The sequence below is a fragment of the Lysinibacillus sp. JK80 genome (genome assembly GCF_027557635.1).
Lineage (GTDB): Bacteria > Bacillota > Bacilli > Bacillales_A > Planococcaceae > Lysinibacillus > Lysinibacillus capsici.
On record NZ_CP058997.1, the window covers coordinates 1,393,816 to 1,412,596 of the forward strand.

The 18,781-nt window shown below is 40.1% G+C and carries 14 protein-coding genes; 2 read left to right on the top strand and 12 right to left on the bottom strand.

Annotated features, from left to right (window positions below):
- Positions 1-6 precede the first annotated feature (6 nt).
- From HXV90_RS07515 to pdxR, 6 genes are all read right to left on the bottom strand, one after another.
- Positions 7-753, bottom strand: coding sequence for an SDR family NAD(P)-dependent oxidoreductase (locus HXV90_RS07515; RefSeq protein ID WP_269898737.1), 747 nt, complete (start codon positions 751-753; stop codon positions 7-9).
- A 1-nt stretch (position 754) separates the two neighbouring features.
- Positions 755-1,843, bottom strand: a complete 1,089-nt coding sequence (locus HXV90_RS07520) for a tartrate dehydrogenase (RefSeq protein WP_004229600.1) — start codon at positions 1,841-1,843, stop codon at positions 755-757.
- Positions 1,840-3,072, bottom strand: a complete 1,233-nt coding sequence (locus HXV90_RS07525; protein WP_009374236.1) for a M20 family metallopeptidase — start codon at positions 3,070-3,072, stop codon at positions 1,840-1,842. Before HXV90_RS07525 ends, HXV90_RS07520 begins: the two co-directional genes overlap by 4 nt.
- Before the next feature lie 502 nt (positions 3,073-3,574).
- On the bottom strand, positions 3,575-4,702 hold the full coding sequence (locus HXV90_RS07530) for a conserved virulence factor C family protein (protein WP_048390119.1): 1,128 nt from the start codon (positions 4,700-4,702) through the stop codon (positions 3,575-3,577).
- 12 nt (positions 4,703-4,714) lie between these two features.
- On the bottom strand, positions 4,715-6,616 hold the full coding sequence (locus HXV90_RS07535) for an ABC-F family ATP-binding cassette domain-containing protein (protein ID WP_269898738.1): 1,902 nt from the start codon (positions 6,614-6,616) through the stop codon (positions 4,715-4,717).
- Positions 6,617-6,740: 124 nt separating this feature from the next.
- Complete coding sequence (pdxR, locus tag HXV90_RS07540) at positions 6,741-8,201, bottom strand: MocR-like pyridoxine biosynthesis transcription factor PdxR (RefSeq protein ID WP_269898739.1); 1,461 nt, start codon at positions 8,199-8,201, stop codon at positions 6,741-6,743.
- A gap of 101 nt (positions 8,202-8,302) precedes the next feature.
- Between pdxR and HXV90_RS07545 the strand changes: the two genes are divergently transcribed.
- Positions 8,303-8,821, top strand: a complete 519-nt coding sequence (locus HXV90_RS07545) for a hypothetical protein (RefSeq protein WP_269898740.1) — start codon at positions 8,303-8,305, stop codon at positions 8,819-8,821.
- A gap of 47 nt (positions 8,822-8,868) precedes the next feature.
- Positions 8,869-9,708, top strand: coding sequence for a pyridoxal phosphate-dependent decarboxylase family protein (locus tag HXV90_RS07550; protein WP_269898741.1), 840 nt, complete (start codon positions 8,869-8,871; stop codon positions 9,706-9,708).
- Positions 9,709-9,901: 193 nt separating this feature from the next.
- Here the strand turns inward: HXV90_RS07550 and HXV90_RS07555 are convergent, their stop codons facing one another.
- From HXV90_RS07555 to HXV90_RS07580, 6 genes are all read right to left on the bottom strand, one after another.
- The gene (locus tag HXV90_RS07555) at positions 9,902-10,516 is read right to left on the bottom strand and encodes an HD domain-containing protein (RefSeq protein ID WP_112117768.1); all 615 of its coding nucleotides are present in this window, start codon (positions 10,514-10,516) and stop codon (positions 9,902-9,904) included.
- A gap of 701 nt (positions 10,517-11,217) precedes the next feature.
- The gene (locus HXV90_RS07560) at positions 11,218-12,261 is read right to left on the bottom strand and encodes an S-methyl thiohydantoin desulfurase domain-containing protein (RefSeq protein ID WP_269898742.1); all 1,044 of its coding nucleotides are present in this window, start codon (positions 12,259-12,261) and stop codon (positions 11,218-11,220) included.
- Between the two features lie 16 nt (positions 12,262-12,277).
- Positions 12,278-13,852: an OPT/YSL family transporter gene (locus tag HXV90_RS07565; protein WP_048390111.1), complete on the bottom strand. Its 1,575-nt coding sequence runs from the start codon at positions 13,850-13,852 to the stop codon at positions 12,278-12,280.
- A gap of 22 nt (positions 13,853-13,874) precedes the next feature.
- Positions 13,875-14,627: an IclR family transcriptional regulator gene (locus tag HXV90_RS07570; RefSeq protein WP_054550817.1), complete on the bottom strand. Its 753-nt coding sequence runs from the start codon at positions 14,625-14,627 to the stop codon at positions 13,875-13,877.
- Between the two features lie 12 nt (positions 14,628-14,639).
- Positions 14,640-16,319 carry a hydantoinase B/oxoprolinase family protein gene (locus HXV90_RS07575; protein ID WP_269898743.1) on the bottom strand — a complete coding sequence of 560 codons (1,680 nt, stop codon included), beginning with the start codon at positions 16,317-16,319 and terminating at the stop codon, positions 14,640-14,642.
- 3 nt (positions 16,320-16,322) lie between these two features.
- Positions 16,323-18,359, bottom strand: a complete 2,037-nt coding sequence (locus HXV90_RS07580; RefSeq protein ID WP_103117789.1) for a hydantoinase/oxoprolinase family protein — start codon at positions 18,357-18,359, stop codon at positions 16,323-16,325.
- Positions 18,360-18,781 lie beyond the last annotated feature (422 nt).

Consider the following 18,781-nt stretch of genomic DNA (forward strand, 5'->3'; position numbering starts at 1 on the left):
CCCCTCCTATAATCCACGGCCACCATCTACATGTAATGTCGTTCCTGTGACCATACTTGCTGCATCTGAGAGTAAATAACTAACAGCTCCTGCTATATCTGCTGGCTTCACTAATCGTCCTAATGGCACAGATTGCACAAAGACACTTTGCTTCGTCTGCTCTACATCTGCACCTTGTGCGGCAAATTGACCAAGCATTTGTGTGTCTGCTGGTCCTGGATGAATCGTATTAACCCGAATTTGACTAGATGCTAGTTCTATTGCTAGTCCTCTCGTAAAGCTCTCTGCTGCACCCTTCGATGCAATATAAGCCTGTAAGCCCGGCCTTGGTCGCACTGCTGAAATCGAGCCAATTGTAATAATAGAACCCCTTTGCTGTTTTTTCATAAAAGGGACAACTGCCTTTGTCGTGATAAATAAACTTTTCACATTAACATCCATTAAACGATTCCATTCATCCATTGTGACCTCTTCAATCGGCGTAGCTGACTGGGCAATTCCCAGTGCATTAACAAGACCATCTATTCTGCCATACTTATCAAAAACCTGCTGGCAGATGTCTTGCACACGTTCCTCCTGTAACACATTGACTTCAAAGCATTGAAGGGCATCCTGTGTAATATCTGATAAGGCATCTATGGATAGATCAAGTCCAATAACTCGATTGCCCAGCTTTAATTGCTCGTGAATAATGGCCTTTCCCATACCGCCTCCTGCACCAGTAACCACAATCACCTTTTGCTCAACTGCCATGCTAAACACCTCCTGCTGTTAAAGTTCTATTAATAATTTCCTGACAAATCGCATCGCCCATTTGTGCTGTTGTCGCTTGTCCACCAATATCTGCTGTTTTCACAACGCCTTCTTGCAGCACAGCTGTAATGGCTTTAACAATGAGCTGTTCTAAATCTGGTCTGCCTTGATGGCCAAGCAGTAAGGCAAGCGACCAAATTTGAGCGATTGGATTGGCAATGCCCTTGCCTGCAATATCTGGTGCTGAGCCATGAACAGGCTCAAACATCGATGGAAAATCCTTTTCGGGGTTCAGGTTGGCTGATGGTGATAGACCAAGTCCTCCGACAATAGCAGAGCCTAAATCGGATAAAATATCGCCAAACAAATTGGACGCTACTACCACTTCAAAATTCTGTGGTCGTTCTACGAAATAGGCGACGAGTGCATCGATATAAATGGATTCGAGCTGTAGTGCTGGTGAACTTTGCTTCACCGCTTTGCTTGTATGCTCGTCCCAGAATTTCATCGAATGAATAATGGCATTCGATTTTGTCGCACTTGTTATTTTGGTTTTACCGTGTTGCTTCGCATATTCACAGGCAGCATGGACAATCTTTTCAATCCCAATGCGCGTCATGATTGTATTTTGAATCGTCATTTCCTGCGGCTGCTGTTGGTACAGTCGACCACCACTGTCCGAATATTCACCCTCTGCATTTTCACGGAAGATCACAAAATCAATTTCTTTGCCGTTAGCCAAGGGCGACGCTATCCCAGGTAGTGATTTAATAGGACGGAAATTCACATATTGCTGGAAATGCTTTCGAATGGGCATAATTAATTCCCAAACGGTAACATCATCAGGCACACGAGCATCGCCAATAGCCCCAAATAAAATCGCATCATATGTTTGAAGTGTTGCCAGTGCATCATTAGGCATCATACAGCCATGCTGTACGTAGTAATCGGAGCTCCAAGGAAAGATGGTTGTTTCAATTTGTAAGGAGCTATGTTGTTCTTGCAAACAATTTAAAACTTTTAACGCTTCCTGCATAACCTCTTTTCCTATGCCATCTCCTGGTATTACTGCTATTTTGATAGCTGTCATTGTGCATCACCCGCCAAAAATTTTAATGCTGCTAAACGGTAAATGGCCGTTGTTTCTGCCAATTCTTCAATGTCCACATACTCATTGATTTGATGGGGAATTTCTCGATCTCCTGCTCCAACCGTTACAATGGGAATACCATGCACATGAAGAAACGTCCCATCTGTCGCGCCTGGAACACCATTATATTTTGGTTCCTTCTCTGTTACCTCTGCCACAGCCTCATATATTGCCTGTACAACAGGGTCTTCCTTCGCTGTTGCTGTTGCAGGTCGGTTATCAAGAACCGTCAGTTCTACTTTGAAATCAGGATCATCTGCTTGTAATCGTTTAATAATCGCTTCAATCTTGCCCAGTAGTTCATCATGGTCCTGCGCAGGCACCGTGCGAATATCGAGTGTTGTCATACAGTGATCGGGAATGACATTGATTTGTGCATCTCCCTTTACAGGCGCTCGTAAAATCGTTGGTGTAATAGATGGCCAATTCAGCATTGGATCACGCCCTAATCGTGCTTGCTCCTCTTTTTCCAATTTTTCAAGCTCTACGATGAAACGTGCCATACGCCAGTTAGGATTAATGCCACTCCACGAAATCGCACCATGCGCCATTTTACCGAAAATATCTACCTGTAAACGAATAGCCCCGCGTTGTGCAATACACACATTATTTTCCTGTGGCTCACAGATAATCGCACCATCCACACCATCGGCCCAGCCATTTTTAATAAAATGCTTAATGCCTAGCATAAGCCCTTCTTCATCACATGGAATACATAAAATAATTTTGCCCGTAAACGCCTCTTGATCTAGTAGCAATGACTGACAAGCTGTAATCATACAAGCAAGATTCCCTTTTGTATCATTCGTTCCCCTGCCATACATACGCCCATCTACAATTTCTGCTCCAAATGGATCATAGGCCCAAGCCTCTCGATTGCCCTCTGTCACCACATCCGTATGTCCTTCGAAAAGTAATGTTTTCCCAGGCTTGCCCGAATCAATAATACCAATGACATTTGGTCGCCCTGGCACAACCTCCTCGATATGCGTCTCGATGCCAATATCTCGTAAATATGCCGCTACAAAAGTTGCCACCTCTTGCTCATTGCCCTTCGGATCGTTCTCACGGTAAACGCTTTCAATGCGCACGAGCTTCTGTGTTAAGGCGATGACCGTCTCACGATCTCGCACATACGATTTTGTTGTCTTTAAACTAGTTACTGTCATGCAAAGGACCCCCTATTTTTAAAGAATATTCTGAATTTATGTTATTTTAACATTGTCCTTTCTCTATGAAACTAGACAATATGTTAATGATTCAAAGAATGCCTTTAACTTTTTGTTTAGCAATAAATCACTAGAAAACAACATTTTTTTCTGTTTTACACGGTTTTTCGATCAATTCATCGAATGCAAGAGAGTATTGTTTTTGATTTTGAGATGGTTAGATAATTATAGTTTGGAAGAGGGAACACTTTTTTGAGCGGGATTTCTTTAATTTGGAGAAAGGGTTTTTGGTTCTGTGGAGCGACCTTCATCTCTTTTTAGAGCGGGTATCCGCTTCTTTGAAACGATTCACCCTTTTTAAGAGTGGGTCCACACTTCTTTGGAGTGGTTCGCTCACTCTTGGAGAGGACCTATCGCCATTCAGAAGCACCTTACCCATTTATTAGGGCGAATGCCAACCATTACAAAATAGAAAAAACCAGCATTTGCTGGTTTTTCCTGATTATTGTTGACGGGATTCGGTCATTTGCTTCCAAACCGAGCCTTTTGCTTCCTCGCCTTGTTCGATACGGGCAATGGCCATTTTCACTTGTAGCTTCACTTCGAATTCTTTGTCATCTTCGGCAGCCTTCAATGCTGGTAAGGACTGTTCTGTGCCGACCTCATATAAATACATGGCTGCGCGCCAGCGAACCAATTTGTTTTTGTCCTGTAAGGCTTGCAGCATGGCTTCTTCAAATTCTACAAAGCCAAGGTCACTCATGCAGTCACCTGCTGTTCGACGTACTGCTGCACTTTTATCTTGTAGGGCTCTTTCTAAATAAGGGACAACTGCCACATCCTCAATCATGCCTAAGTACACCGTCGCTAGTCGACGGATAGACATTTGTTCATCCTGTAAGGCTAAATCTAATAGCGGTAGATCGTCTAGCTCAGGATCAGCCATTTGATCAAGCAGTTGGAAGCGTTTCTCCCATTCAGGTTGCTTGAACTGTTCTACTGTCACTTTGAGTTTGTCCGTTTTCACAGCGGCTTTTTCACCATCATTATTGATAGCTGTGACAATTTCTGCTAAACGGTCTGCAGAATAAGTGACATCAATCTCCTGTTTGATTGTTTCAGCAATTTCCTCAAGCTCACCGTAGCGAACCCCATAATCAATCCACTTACGTTGGAAAATATAGTTTTCATCTACTGCTGACTCAATAATTTGATTAAAAGCATCGACAAAACGGTCTCCGCAGCTAATACGATATTCACGTTGGTTATCAAAAACTTTTACTTGTAAAGGCACCTGCTTGTAAAATTGTACATGGACATAAACCTCTCCATAAAATTCATTGGCCACAACCGTTTCTTCTTGGGTTTGGACATCTTCCCCTAACACTTGACGAATACTTGCTAGAATGCCTTCCCATGCATATTTAGCATTACGCTCAACAGCAAAGAAATCGGCTACATGGTAAACGCCCTTTACTCCCTCAATCGCTAAAATAGCAGCCGCCTCGCCTGTTGCTTCGTCTTTATTATCCTTTGTAAAATTATAGCTCTTCCCGAATGGTAGCTCTGTATCAACAACAATCTTCATAGAATTGGGACTTGGCGTCGGTTCAATGGTAATAATCTTCATGTCTATCGCTCCTTATCCGTTAACTATTTCATCTAAATACGACCATCTTTCAATTAGATGCTCATACTGTGCATTTAGCTCATCCAACTTAGCTGTTAATTCCTGTAGCTTGGTAAAATCTGAGCCTGCATTGGCGATTCCTTCTTCGGTCTCCATAATAGCAGTTTCTGTTTTCTCTATCTCGTCTGCAATCGTTTCCCATTCTTTTTGCTCTTTAAACGATAGCTTTTTTTTGTCTGATTTTGGCTTTTCTGATTTTGGCTTTTCTGATTTGGCCTTTTCTACTTTTGGCGTTTCTACTTTGACAGTAGCTGTCTGCTCACGTTTCTCCAGATACTCACTGTATAGATCCAGTGTTTCCTCTACTTGTCCCTGACCATCTAGTATCCATAGCTTTTTCGCAATACGGTCGAGGAAGAAACGATCATGGGAAATCGTGATAACCACGCCTGGGAAATGCTCGATGAAATCCTCTAGCACACCTAATGTTTCAATATCTAAATCATTGGTTGGCTCGTCCAATAATAAGACGTTTGGTTGCTCCATCAATAAACGTAATAAATGAAGACGCTTGCGCTCACCGCCCGATAATTTTCCAATTGGAGTACCATGAGCATGCAACGGGAATAAAAAGCGCTCCAGCATTTGAGCAGCTGAGTAACGGACACCCTCTGCATCGGTAATATCATTTGAAGCCTCACGTATATATTCAATCATGCGCTCATTTTCATTCATTTTCGGCAATGTTTGCTTGAAATGTGCCAGCTTGACCGTTGACCCAACAAGAATTTCACCTTGATCGGGTGTCAGCTCTCCTGCTAGCATGTTCAACAAAGTTGATTTTCCTACACCGTTCGCGCCGATAATGCCAATTCGATCACCTTGCTGTAGTAGAAATGAGAAGTTTTCAAGGATTTTTTGCTGGCCAAAGGCTTTCGAAATTTTCTCAGCCTCCAGCACTTTACGTCCAAGACGTGTTGTCGCAAGTCCCATATCCAAGGAAACATCTTCTGTTTTGCGTTCTAGGTTTTCTTCTAGTTTTTCAAAGCGTTGAATACGAGCCTTTTGCTTAGTTGAACGCGCCTTCGCACCACGACGTATCCATTTTAATTCTGAACGATAACGATTGCGATCCTTCTGTGCAGAAGCAGCTTGCATCTCCTCACGAATAGCTCGAGCCTCTAAATAATCACCGTAATTCCCTGTATGACGATACAAGGTTTGATTTGCTAACTCGTAAATATGTGTTGATAATTCATCTAAGAAATAACGATCGTGGGTGATGAAAATCACTGCACCCTTTAATCGTAAGACCATCTCTTGAAGCCATTCTGTAGACTGTACATCTAAATGGTTGGTGGGCTCATCCAATAAGTAAAGATCCGCTGGTTCAATTAACACCTTCGCTAATGCAACACGTTTTTGCTGACCGCCTGATAGCGTTAGTACCTCTTTTTCAAAAGTTTCAATCCCAAGCTTTGTTAAGGCCGTCTTTGCAAGGGCATTGACATCCCATGCCTGCTCTTCATCCATGCGCTGTTGCAGACTAAATAACGTCTTTTGTAAACTTTCGGATGTTGGGTTACTTGCTAGTGCAGCAACCGTTTCCTCATATTGACGATTCAGCTGTAAAATGGGCGAATCGCCTGAAAAGACAGCTTGTAAAACTGTTTCACCTGCCTGAAATGTAGGCTCCTGTGGTAAATAAGCGACACGGTATTTATTCGGACGATCTACTGTCATCGAATCCGCTTCCATGTCCCCAGCTAAAATGGATAACAGGGTTGATTTTCCCGTTCCATTTATGCCGATTAAGCCTGCCCGCTCTCCCTCATAAATGGTAAATTCAATATTTTGAAAAAGCGTTTTATCGCCCACTGTTTTGGTTAAATTTTGTACAATTAAATGACTCATTCCACTATTCCATCTCTTTCATGTTAGGTATTGTTCATGCCCACACGATTTTTATGTAGACGATTATTGATATCCACTATTCATCATAACACCAAACCGCAGGTAAACAAAGAACAACAAACTATCAACGAACTGGTGGCATGTCCTGTAAATAGGATTCCATAAGCTGACAAAGCTTGATGATTCCTTGTGTTAAGTCGTGGGGTTCAGGATAAGAGTAACTAATTCTTAGATGGTGATATTGTGGCTCTCCTGGATAACAAGCTGAGCTTGGTAAAAAGGTAATTTGGTCTTGTTGAGCCTTCCATAACAGCTCATCCGTATTGCCATTACTAGGTAAAGACACCCAAATATTAAGTCCACCTTTTGGTTCGATCCACGTAACGCCCTTTGGTGCATGCTTATTCAACAATGCAATCGTTTGATCTCTTCTTATCTCAAGCGCAATGCGCAGTTTTTCTAAATGGGCATGCATTCGGTCTGAACGTAAAAATGGAATCAGTGCCTTTTGTGTTAATAAGGGGTTACCCGAATCGGCACTGGATTTGGCAGATAAAAGTCGTTGATGAACGGTACCTTTTGAAAGGATAGCGCCGATTCTACAGCTCGGGGCCAACGTCTTACTAAAGCCTTTTAAATAAATAACATGACCACTTGTATCTAAAGCTTTCAGAGGTGGTGGTGGGTTATCGTCAAAATAAATTTCATTCCATGAATCGTCCTCTACAATAAGAAAGCCATATTGTTGGGCAAGATCCAGTAATTCTCTCCTTCTTGCTTTAGTTAAAACTGTGCCTGTAGGATTATGGAAGGTAGGATTTGTATAAATAAGCTTTGGCTGTTTGCTTAGGCAGAGTGTCGCTAGAAGAGCTGTCTGCATTCCTTCCTCGTCTACTGGTATGGGAATAATGTGGGCCCCACGATTTCTAAAGACATCGATTGCTGCTGTATATGTAGGAGCTTCGGTAATGACAATATCTCCAGGTCCAATAAATGTTTTAGCCACTATATCTATACCTTGTTGTACACCGTTTGTCATAATAATTTCCTGTGGTGTTGTGGCAATATTACTATATGTTTTGAGATAGTCTCGGATTGCCTTTCGTGCATCTTCATCCCCCTGTACCGATCCATAACGAGCCACAATCTGAGGATCTGCCTGTAATATCGCCACAATTTCATTCACCAAATAAACAGAGGGTAATAATCCAGGGTGGATGGTCGCACTGGAGAATTTCATCGCATATTCCATTCTTTTATTTAACATAGATTGTGAACGTTGAATGTAATCAGGAATGGTTAGTTGCCAATTATAATCACTACGGCTCTCATTTGTGCTTCTTTGTTCTTTGTTTCGAACAAACGCCCCCTTGCCATGTATCACTTCAATATAACCATTTCTTTCTAATAAGGCATATGCCTTACTGACCGTGACAGGGCTCACTTGATTTTCTTTTGAAAAGCTCCGAATAGAAGGTAATTGGCTCCCTTCCTGTAAAAATTCTGACCTTATTTTTTCTGCAAGGATAGTTGAAATTTGATCAATTAAAGATTGATCGGATTGACGATTCAGCTTTATTTCCATTGGACCTCCAACTGTTATAGTCTTCATTTGACTGTTATATATATCACTATATAGTGTAGAGGCAGAAATAGCTAAGTTAAAATGAAGGGAAATGATGATACATGATGAACATGAAGCAAGATCAGGAAAAAATAAAAACGCTTTTAATGGATGTAGTTGACCATGCAGCCAATTTTTTTTCTAATCTGGAGCATAGAGCTGTAACGAACCATTCCTCTAGCCTTCCTACTCCGACACTTCCAGAAGTGGGTGAGGGTGCTCAGGCAACACTTCAATATTTTACAAAGCAATTTGCTGAAGGCTTAAATAGTAGTGTAGGCTCAAGGTACTTAGGTTTTGTCACAGGTGGATCTACCCCTGCTTCGATTGTCGGAGATTGGTTAGTAAGTGTTTACGATCAAAATTTATCCCATTCTAAGGGCTCTATTGCAGGTTCAATGGAGCTTGCGACAATTGACATGCTAAAGGAGTTATTGCTATTAAGCGATGATTATCGAGGAACATTTGTCAGTGGGGCTACGATGGCTAATTTTGTAGGACTTGCTCAAGCAAGGGAATGGATTGCCCAATACTATGGAAAAAACACTGCTCTGGATGGTCTATATGGTATCCTCCAATAAAGATTGTTAGCGGAACGCCCCACTCAAGTATAATCAAAGCAACTTCTATGCTTGGCATGGGAAGAAATTCCATTCATACTATGCTATGCCTAGAACAGCGAGAAGCCATTGACATCACAAAATTACAGCAGTTTCTTGAAGAAAACCTACATGAACCTTGTATAGTTGTAGCAAATGCGGGAACTGTCAATACGGTTGACTTTGATGATTTACAAGCAATTGGCGAGCTAAAAAAGCGATACCCTTTCTGGCTTCATATCGATGCGGCCTTTGGTGGCTTTGCAGCCTGTTCACCAAAGTATCGTCACTTTGTTGAGGGCATGAATTATGCAGATTCTATTACAATTGACGCACATAAATGGCTGAACGTCCCTTATGATGCCGCTATGCAATTTACCCGTCATCAATCGTTGCAAGCAACCGTTTTTCAAAATAATGCTGCCTATCTTGGTAGTTCCCTTGAAAATCCAGATTTCTGTGATCTTACACCAGAAAATTCACGTCGTTTTCGTGCGCTACCTGCTTGGTTTTCTTTACATGCCTATGGTAAATTGGGCTACCAACAATTAATAGAAGAAAATGTATTACTCGCACAACAGCTTGGTCAAAAAATAGATGACAGTCCCTACTTTACATTGCTAGCACCTGTTCGACTGAATATCGTGTGCTTCGCCGTCAATCATGAGGCACTGACAGCTGAAATGAACCAACAATTTTTAACAACTTTAAATCAACAAGGCCAAGTATACATGACGCCAACTGTCTACAAAGGTACGCCAGCTATTCGCGCGGCTTTCAGTAATTGGCGTACTTCCCAAGCAGACCTGGCAATCATTTGGGAAGCATTAACAACAGCGATATCCTCCTATTTTAATGAATCCATCTAAGCTATTAAAAGGTAATGGAGTAACACATGATGAAGGATTCCTCATTTGTGCGTCTCCAATAATTCACTACAAAACTAAAATGCTACTTGCCATAGGAAATGCACGCTTCATTATTTTTGTACTACGAAGACCATACCCGAATGAAGCACAAAAACCGCCCTTCAAATTGAAAAGGTGGTTTTTGTGCTATGTGCTATTGACCGATTTCGTGCTGGAGTTGCTTTAAAAAACTTTCCATAAATTGATGACGTTCAAGTGCCATTTGCTTGCCCTTTTCCGTCACCATTAAATCTTTTAGCAGTAATAATTTCTCATAAAAATGAGTAACAGACGCAGTATTGTTTTGACGATATTCTGACTCTGACATATTTGTGCGTGCTTCTTCTTCCTTATCATAAAGCTTGCGACCTTTTGCGCCACCATAAGCAAATGTTCTGGCAATGCCAATAGCACCAATCGCATCTAAACGATCTGCATCTCGGACGATTTTTGCTTCCAATGATGTTGCTTCTAGCTCATTCCCACCATTAAATGACACTTGAGCAATGCAATCTCGAATATGCTGCTTTTTACCCTCACTAACAGGTAATTCCGCAATAAGCTGTTCTTCCTTTTCCTTGCTATCGGTATACTTTTTGTCACTGACATCATGTAAAAGTACCGCTATTTTCACAACTTCTTCATCTGCTGTTGGCTCGCTATGTAGGATAGCTAATGCATTTTGATAGACACGTTCAATATGTTGAAAATCATGACTAGCATCAAATTGCTCATATATTTCACGTACTTTATTCATTAAATGATTCATAGTCTACTCATTCCTTTCCTACAAAATTATACTGTATTTTATTACATAAGAGGTAATCTAGAAAAATTAAAAATCAAATCCATTTCAATTGACTAATTTTTCAGAATATTGTATGATAAACGTACAGAACAGCTATTTGTTCTGTACCTCATATTTTTCAGCAATGTACAACAGCTGTGTGTTTAACAGATTTAACATTAACTTCAGCGGGCTTACAATTGAATAACCTGTTTAAAAGATGACGTGCGTATTGAAAACCTATCATCTAAACAAATAAAAGTGAACACTTTCCCTTAGAAATTCTTTGTTTAACCCGCATAGCCAAATGTACATGCCGAAAATGTGAACAACAAGTTAGTTTGTTGCATGACCAAAAGGATTTCGCCAGTTGTAGCAGAAGTGCATTGTTTTTTCATTACTGGTTGTTACCTTCTTCTAGTCAATACTTTGATTATGTATGAACGTAGCTCCTCCCTTTAATGAAAATCGTACACGATAATTGCTTACAGCTTGTGAATACCACGTTCGATGAGTTGTGCAAATCAGTAAAAAATTCATTTAAGCCATCAATGTATGAAGTGAAAAAGGAAGTAGGAACGATTGTGATAAAATGTATTACCATCCCGCTGAAGGACAAATAAAAGCTGCCCATCTTACATTCAAGTAGATGATGGCAGCTTTTACTGTTTTGTTTTCTTACTTTATAGAACGCCTTTGATCACTTCATCAATTTCCCGCAATAGTGCTTCGTTTTGCATGGTTGTACTTAATTTTAAGTTAGATTGGTCTACATGAATCACTGCGACATGCATTCCCTCTTTAATACTTGCACTTGGAACTGGCATCATTTTCTCTGTATCGAACGTCATGATGAGGTCTGGGAATTTGGATTGTACCTGCCCTTCCTTCGATAATGTCATATATTCATTCCAGAACGTCAGATGGTAATCACCCACTGATAATTCCCCTACATCGAAGCCATTTTCCTTTGTTAACGAATAATTTGTGACAGCGCCTGATACGATGTGCACGCCATTCAAATACTGCAACACATGGGCTAGCTTTTCTTCAAAGGTTTGCCCATTTAAGAAGCAATAGCCAAGCTCTATGGCCATGGTAATCGCATTTGGTGCGCCATGTTTTTGTAAATAGTCAATCGTCACAGGATTTCGAGTGACCCCGACTAGCCCGCCTGCTAAAATAGAAGCTTGGCGTGCTGTCTTTGCGGTGCTGTGTAAATTCCCTTCCACAAAGCCTTGGACGGCGAAGTCACCTTTTCCTCCTGCATAAAATTGTACGGATTGATATTCTTGTTGTTCATGGAGATTTAAAGAACCCATGATTCCCGTTGGATGTGCTCGTCCATTACAGGGGGCATCCACAACAGGTACATGTAATAATACTGACTGCAACCAGCCATTGATCGTCGTGATGGCACCATTTTCATTGGTAATGATGCCCTTTAGACGTTGATTGATATAGTTGTTCATACTACGATAGCTCCAACAAAGCTGTTCATTTGAAATATATTGATCGGCCGCTGATGGCGCACCTACCATTGCCACACAGGCAACTAAATCTTCTTGGTCTAATTCGGTAATATCCACGATTTGAGGTTCGCCTGCTGCAAAGATTTCCTCCACTAGCTTGAGTCCTTCCTCTAGGAGACCACCGCCGCCTCCGCCAAGGATTGCTCCTCCATAAACGGCAGCAATCCCATCCTCATACGATAATCCTTTCGCCATTCAGCATGACTCCTTTCTATTTCCCTATTTTTAGAATGGAAGAGAAGAAGCTATATAGCGCATCTCCAGCGATGACACCTGCTGCAAAGACCGTCATTTCAGATTCTCTCTTACCTTTCGTCACATATGTGAAAATAACACGAAGTATGATACCAACTAATACAGCCCAGCCAGCAATTGGATTGACAAGTAATAAACCTGTTGCGAATAAGATACCCATTTGACGTTTTGAACCACCAATTAGCTGAATTAATGCACCTGGAATCGCCCAAATCATTAATTGTTTCGCTACATCGCCTGTAACGCCTGATTGAATTGTTGCTGCATACACATGGTTAACAGGTGCTACTAAATCCTGTGCAAAATAAGATTTATAGGATAGCAATACTACAACTGCGGAAATTGCAAAAGCTAGCATACCAGCAATCAATTGTTGCTTGCGACCTTCTTTTTCTAATGCAACATCACTACCATTACCACGTAAAATGAAACCAGTTTTTAAGTCATAGCCCATATCCGCAAATGCTACCCCTGTAGCAGCACTATACCCTGCTAGTAATGCAAGTGCTGGAGCTGGGAAACCAATTAAAATACCAACAATCAGTGTAATAAATGCCACTGCAAATGCAGGGAACCAACCCGCATGCATCGCTGCGATACCTACAATTAGTTCATGGACAAATGCAGCAATCGTTGCAAAGATGATGAATCCTATTAACATACCGAAAGACATGTGTGAAATAATACCGCCTAAAATAGCGATTAATAGAGCAATGGCTAAATAGGCTATAAACCCAACACCAAATGCTTGTCGAATTTCTTTTGCATCTTTTGAATAGCTTAACTCTTCTGACTTTTTAGCCGACTTTTTATTCAATAAGGCAAAAGCTACTTGGAAAAGTGCTACAATCCCAGCACCAATCATAACGCCATGTGGAATATAGTAAGCATTTAAGTCAACATTAAATAATTGAACAGAATAGCCTCTTAATAAAAGCCCAATCCCAAACATCGTCAGTGCCCAAATATTACCGATGAACGCTACCCCAAAAGCTGACATTGGAATTTTCAAAACAGATCCCACGATACCAATTAACACGCCACCAATTAATACCTTTGCATTCTTACCGCCTTTATCGCCCGCTTTAATGGCTTCAGCTGTTGCAATTCCCGGTGGCCAAGTACCTGCTGCTGGGAAAATCTTTGTATCGAAAAATTTATATAATAATAAAGCATCAACAAACATCGCTAAAATAACACCGATAAACAATGGTAATACTAAATTTTCATAGCCTAATACATATGGAATACCAATTGGCAACATTAAACTACTTGCTGCACTGAACGTTGCTGCCGAAATGGCTGTTTGAATAATATTTTGTCTGTGTACAGATTTAAAGGCAATTAGCTTGCCAATCGGTATTCTTCCAAGAATCATCGCAAATATTGCCCCAACGATTGATGTATTGGCAGAAATCCCTAAAGTCGTAATCAGCTGTATCCCAATAATTGCCCCCACAACAGATGTTAAGACGATCATTAGTAGAGTTACAGGCTCTAAAGCCCTTGGATGTAATACTTTATTATTCATAGTGTCAGCTCCCCTATTGTTGTTATAATTTTGAAATGTGTGATTGTATTTGCTGAGCTACTTTCACTAACTGTTCAAGCATATTTTTCTCCCTTTGATCATCTAAATCATATACTAACCCAGAAATTGTAAGAGATGCAGTGATTTCCTTTTTATAGTTAAATAACGGTACACTAATGCCAAATGCATGTTCATTATACTCCCCGATGGTAACACACCAGTTGTTTTGGCGAATTTGTTGCAGCTCTTCCTTTAATGACGCTAGGAAAGAAACCTGCTCTTCCTTCGATTGTTCCTCATGAAAGAAGGCCATTAATTCCAGTTGCCTGTCCTCGTCTAAATAAGCAAACATGACCTTACAGGAAGCACCGATGTAAAGGGGTGTCTTTGTTCCTAAAGACACCGCATACTTTACATTTTTATTGCTTTCGGCTATTTTCGTTGTGACACCGTATTCATTGTCCATATAAGTAAGAAATACTGATTCATTGATTTCACTGGCAAGATTTTGCATCAATTCATAAATGGTCGAGTGAGGGTCTTTTGAATTCGATAACACATCATAAAAAAGGTACATTTTATAACCTAATTTATATTTTTTCGTGTGTTCATCCTGTATTAAATAACCCGCTTCTGTAAATGTATTAATGGTTCTTTGCACGACACTTGTCGGCAGTTTCATCATGCGTGAAATTTCACGAACACCTAATGCATTTTCTGTCGTTGCAAAGCATTCTAGTATATCCAATGAGTTTTTTAATGTCTTGACAGTCATCTATTTCTCCCTTTAAGCGTTTTGATAACCGTATCGCTCTTTCGCTACATCTACAGAAATATATTCATTTAATAGATCACGTTCAATGGCCTCTGAGCTTCGTTCATGTGGAGGACCATAACCACCGCCAGTAGCAGTCACAAGCTCAATACGGTCGCCTTTTTGCAATTCATAATTGGCAAGTACGCCCACTGGTCCAATTTTCGTTCCATCCTTTTTATGAATGACTAAATAGTTGTGAGAGCCTTCTCCACCACCATTTAAGCCGAATGGCGCGAATTGATGTCTACCTAAGTTCACAGAAACCTTTTGACCATCATGATTGACTGTATAAACGCGACGAACACCTAAGCCACCTCTAAATTGACCAGCACCAGCACCGTCACAATTTAAGCTATATTCATCAATTTGAATACCGTATTTTGTTTCTGCAATTTCAACTGGAAGATTATATGTTTCACCATCTCCCATACAGTATTGCCCGTTTTGCCCATCCTCATCATTCGCCGCTCCCCAGCCACCAACAGATGGCTCAACAATTAGGAATGACTCATCATTTTCAGGATTTTTCCCAGTGAGAATAAACGTACAAACAGATTGTAAATGCCCTGCCGATAAGCGTTCTGGTAAATGCGGCGCAAGAGCTTTCCAAATTAGATCAGCTGCCCCAATACGTGCCTCAAAATTCATAGACACAGGATGTGGGCGTTTAGCTGAAACAATCGAATTGTCATCTGTGATAATCGTTAAGCGTTTAAAGACACCTTCGTTAATTACGTCAATATCGCCAAGTAATGCTAGGAACATAACGCGCACACTTGCCATTAAACCAAACTGAGAACAGTTCATTGGCACATTGACTGCAGGATGTGAGCCTCTGAAGTCACAAATAAACGCCTCATCACTAATTGTGACTTTCACTTTTATTGGATAAGGTCCACCCTTTAATGGGTCCCCTTCAATAAAGTCCTCCGCATAAAATTCACCTTTAGGTAGGTGTTGAAGCTCATACTCTACAATTTTCTCACCCTTGTCCAATAATTTTTGAATGGACAATTTCACCGATTCCGCACCAAACTTCTGACAAAGCTCTGCGATTCGTTTTTCACCTGTTTTTAAGGCGGCTACTTGTGCAAACATATCACCGATTGAAAGCTCTGGTAAACGAACATTCGTAGAAATGATTTCATAGACTGCATCGTTCAACTCACCTTGATGATAAAGTTTGACACCTGGTAGCTGTAAACCTTCCTGATAGATTTCATTAGAATTACTTGTAAACGAACCAGGGTCCATGCCACCTACCTCTGTCCAGTGTGCTTTATTGGCAGAGTACGCAATAATTTCACCGTTGTAGAAAATTGGGAGAACTAAGCCCACATCCGATAAATGCGAGCCACCTCCAACATAAGGGTCATTGATAATAATGACATCACCTTCATGTAGTTTTTTCCCATTATCAAACTTCTCTATTACACGCTGTACCATTGGACTTAACATCCCAATAAAGCTCGTTACACCATTTCCTTGACTAATTAAATTACCCTTGGCATCTGTTAAACCACAAGCATAGTCTAATACTTCATAGATTACTGGACTCATAGAAGAGCGTGCTAGAGCTATAAACATCTCATCGCCTATAGCTAGCAATGAATCTTGAATAATTTCTACTGCAAAAACATCTTTTTTCATGTTTTATTTCCCCTCCATCTCTACTATCAAATTGCCGTATTTATCAATTTCAATTGATTGATTATTATTGATTACGACCGTAGATGTTGGATTTTCCACAATTGCAGGACCTGTAATGACATAGCCAGGTACTAATTTTTGTTGGTCATAGACATTGACCTCTACCCAACCTGTTCCCTTCACATATAAATTGCGTTGTGCCTTGATACATGTAGAATTGTCGATATGAGAGAAGTCTAGCTCTTTAAATTGAACCGCCTCATCTTTCCCGTAGATTGTAAGATGTAAGTTGACTAACTCAATTGGTGTAGCTGGTAAATCAAAAGAAAACTCTTGTTTATGTTTGATATGGAAGGCTTCTGCTAATGCAAGTAGCCCCTCTTCATCAAGCGTAATAGCTGATGCATTTAATTTAACGGCATGCTCTTGACCTTTGTAGCGTAAATCATAATTAATTTCAAAATAATAATGATCCTTTGATAATGGTGCATCTGCATAGGCATTAGCAATGACTTGATCAATATTTTCTTGAATAGCCGCAAGATGGTCTTTGTCAAAGTTCATTAAACTTGTTTGAATGTAATCTTGTCGATATTCGGTCATCATCATTCCTAATGCTGAGAAGACGGATGAGCCATAAGGAATAATGACTTTTTTCATACCAAGCTCTTCTGCTAAATTAATCGCATGTAGTGGACCACCGCCACCAAATGCCACCATTGTAAAGTCTTCAGGATCATAGCCTTTACGAATAGAGATCAGCTTCAGTGCATTTAACATATTGGAGTTTGCAATATCTAAAATACCCTGTGCTGCTTCTTCTGCTGACACATTAAATGGTTTCGCAATTGCTTCAACAAGAGCCTCCTCCACTTTGTCAATGGATACTGGGTTATCAAAGTTTTCTAAGGATAATCTTCCTAAATAAACATTGGCATCTGTAATTGTTGGCTGTGTATTCCCTAAGCCATATGCTACAGGCCCTGGCTTTGCCCCAGCAGAATCTGGTCCAACCTTTAATGAGCCAAACTGATCTACACGTGCGATAGAGCCACCACCATTTCCGATTTCCACAATATCCACTACAGGTGTTTTAATAGGATAGCCCGCAAATTTTTCATTTCTTTCAATATAGTAATCTGTTGTGACATTGACTTTGCCATCTGTAATAAGCGAACATTTTGCTGTCGTCCCACCAACATCAAAAGCTATGATATTCGATTCATTTAAAAGTTGGCCTAATTTAGCTGCCCCAAACATCCCTGCTACAGGTCCAGATTCAACGAGGTTGATTGGTAGCTCCATTGCTTTATCAAAGCTTGTAGTCCCGCCATTCGATTGCATAATTTTTAAATGGTCTGTAATGCCAATTGTGCTTAATTTCTCTTTTAGGCTTTTTAAGTAGGCATGTGCAATTGGCTTTACATAAGAATTAAGGACTGTTGTGTTTGTTCTTTCATACTCACGGTATTCTTTAATCGTTTCACTTGAAAGTGTGATATATACTTCCGGCCAAATTTTTAAAATGGCTTCTTTTAACTGTTGTTCATGAATTGGATTTTTATAGCCGTGTATTAAGGAAATGGCAATCGCCTCAACACCTAACTCCTTAAATTTATAAACGATCTCGTCAACTTCCTCGGTATTAAGCGCTTTCATAATATTTCCTTTAAAATCAATTCGCTCATCAATTTCTTGACGTAAATAACGCTCTACAAATGGTTCTGGCTTTTTATATTTAAAGTTATATAAGTCTGGTCGATTTCCACGAGCAATTTCTATAACATCACGGAAACCCTTTGTTGTAATTAACCCAACTACGCCCCCTTTTCTTTCCGTTAATGTATTGATGATAACCGTCGATCCATGAATAAATGATTCAATGAAAGAATCTTCCGTTACATGTCGTCCTAATACATTTAGTATGCCATCCTCAAAGTGACCAGGTGTCGTATGTCCCTTATCAAAATGAAGATTTCCTTTTTCATCTGTGAAAACTAGGTCAGTAAAAGTACCGCCAATATCTGTTGCGATTTTCAAGACTTCATCCCTCCATGTTCCTATTATCGGTACAGCGTTCCGAATTAGAATTAAATAAATTATATTTAAAAGAAAAAGAAAATTCAATGTATTTTTTAAATAAAAATTCATTTGACAATTGTCCTTCGTTGTAAAAACCCGCTCTATCTTTCCAATATCAGAGAACTATTGATAAAAAATACCAAACACATTTATATAAGGAAAGTTCTCGTGATTTTTGTGCAACATAAAAAAGATCCTAGTTTTCACTAGAATCTTAAAATCGTTTTAAAAAAATTAATTTTTATGAATTTTTACTCAAGAGGTGGATGAAGGAATCATCCGAAATTTTACTTTTATACCATATTTGCATTGTAGATAGAAGATGAATTGGGTCACCTCCTACGAACCATGTTTACCCATTATCAATAAAAAAGCTGCCC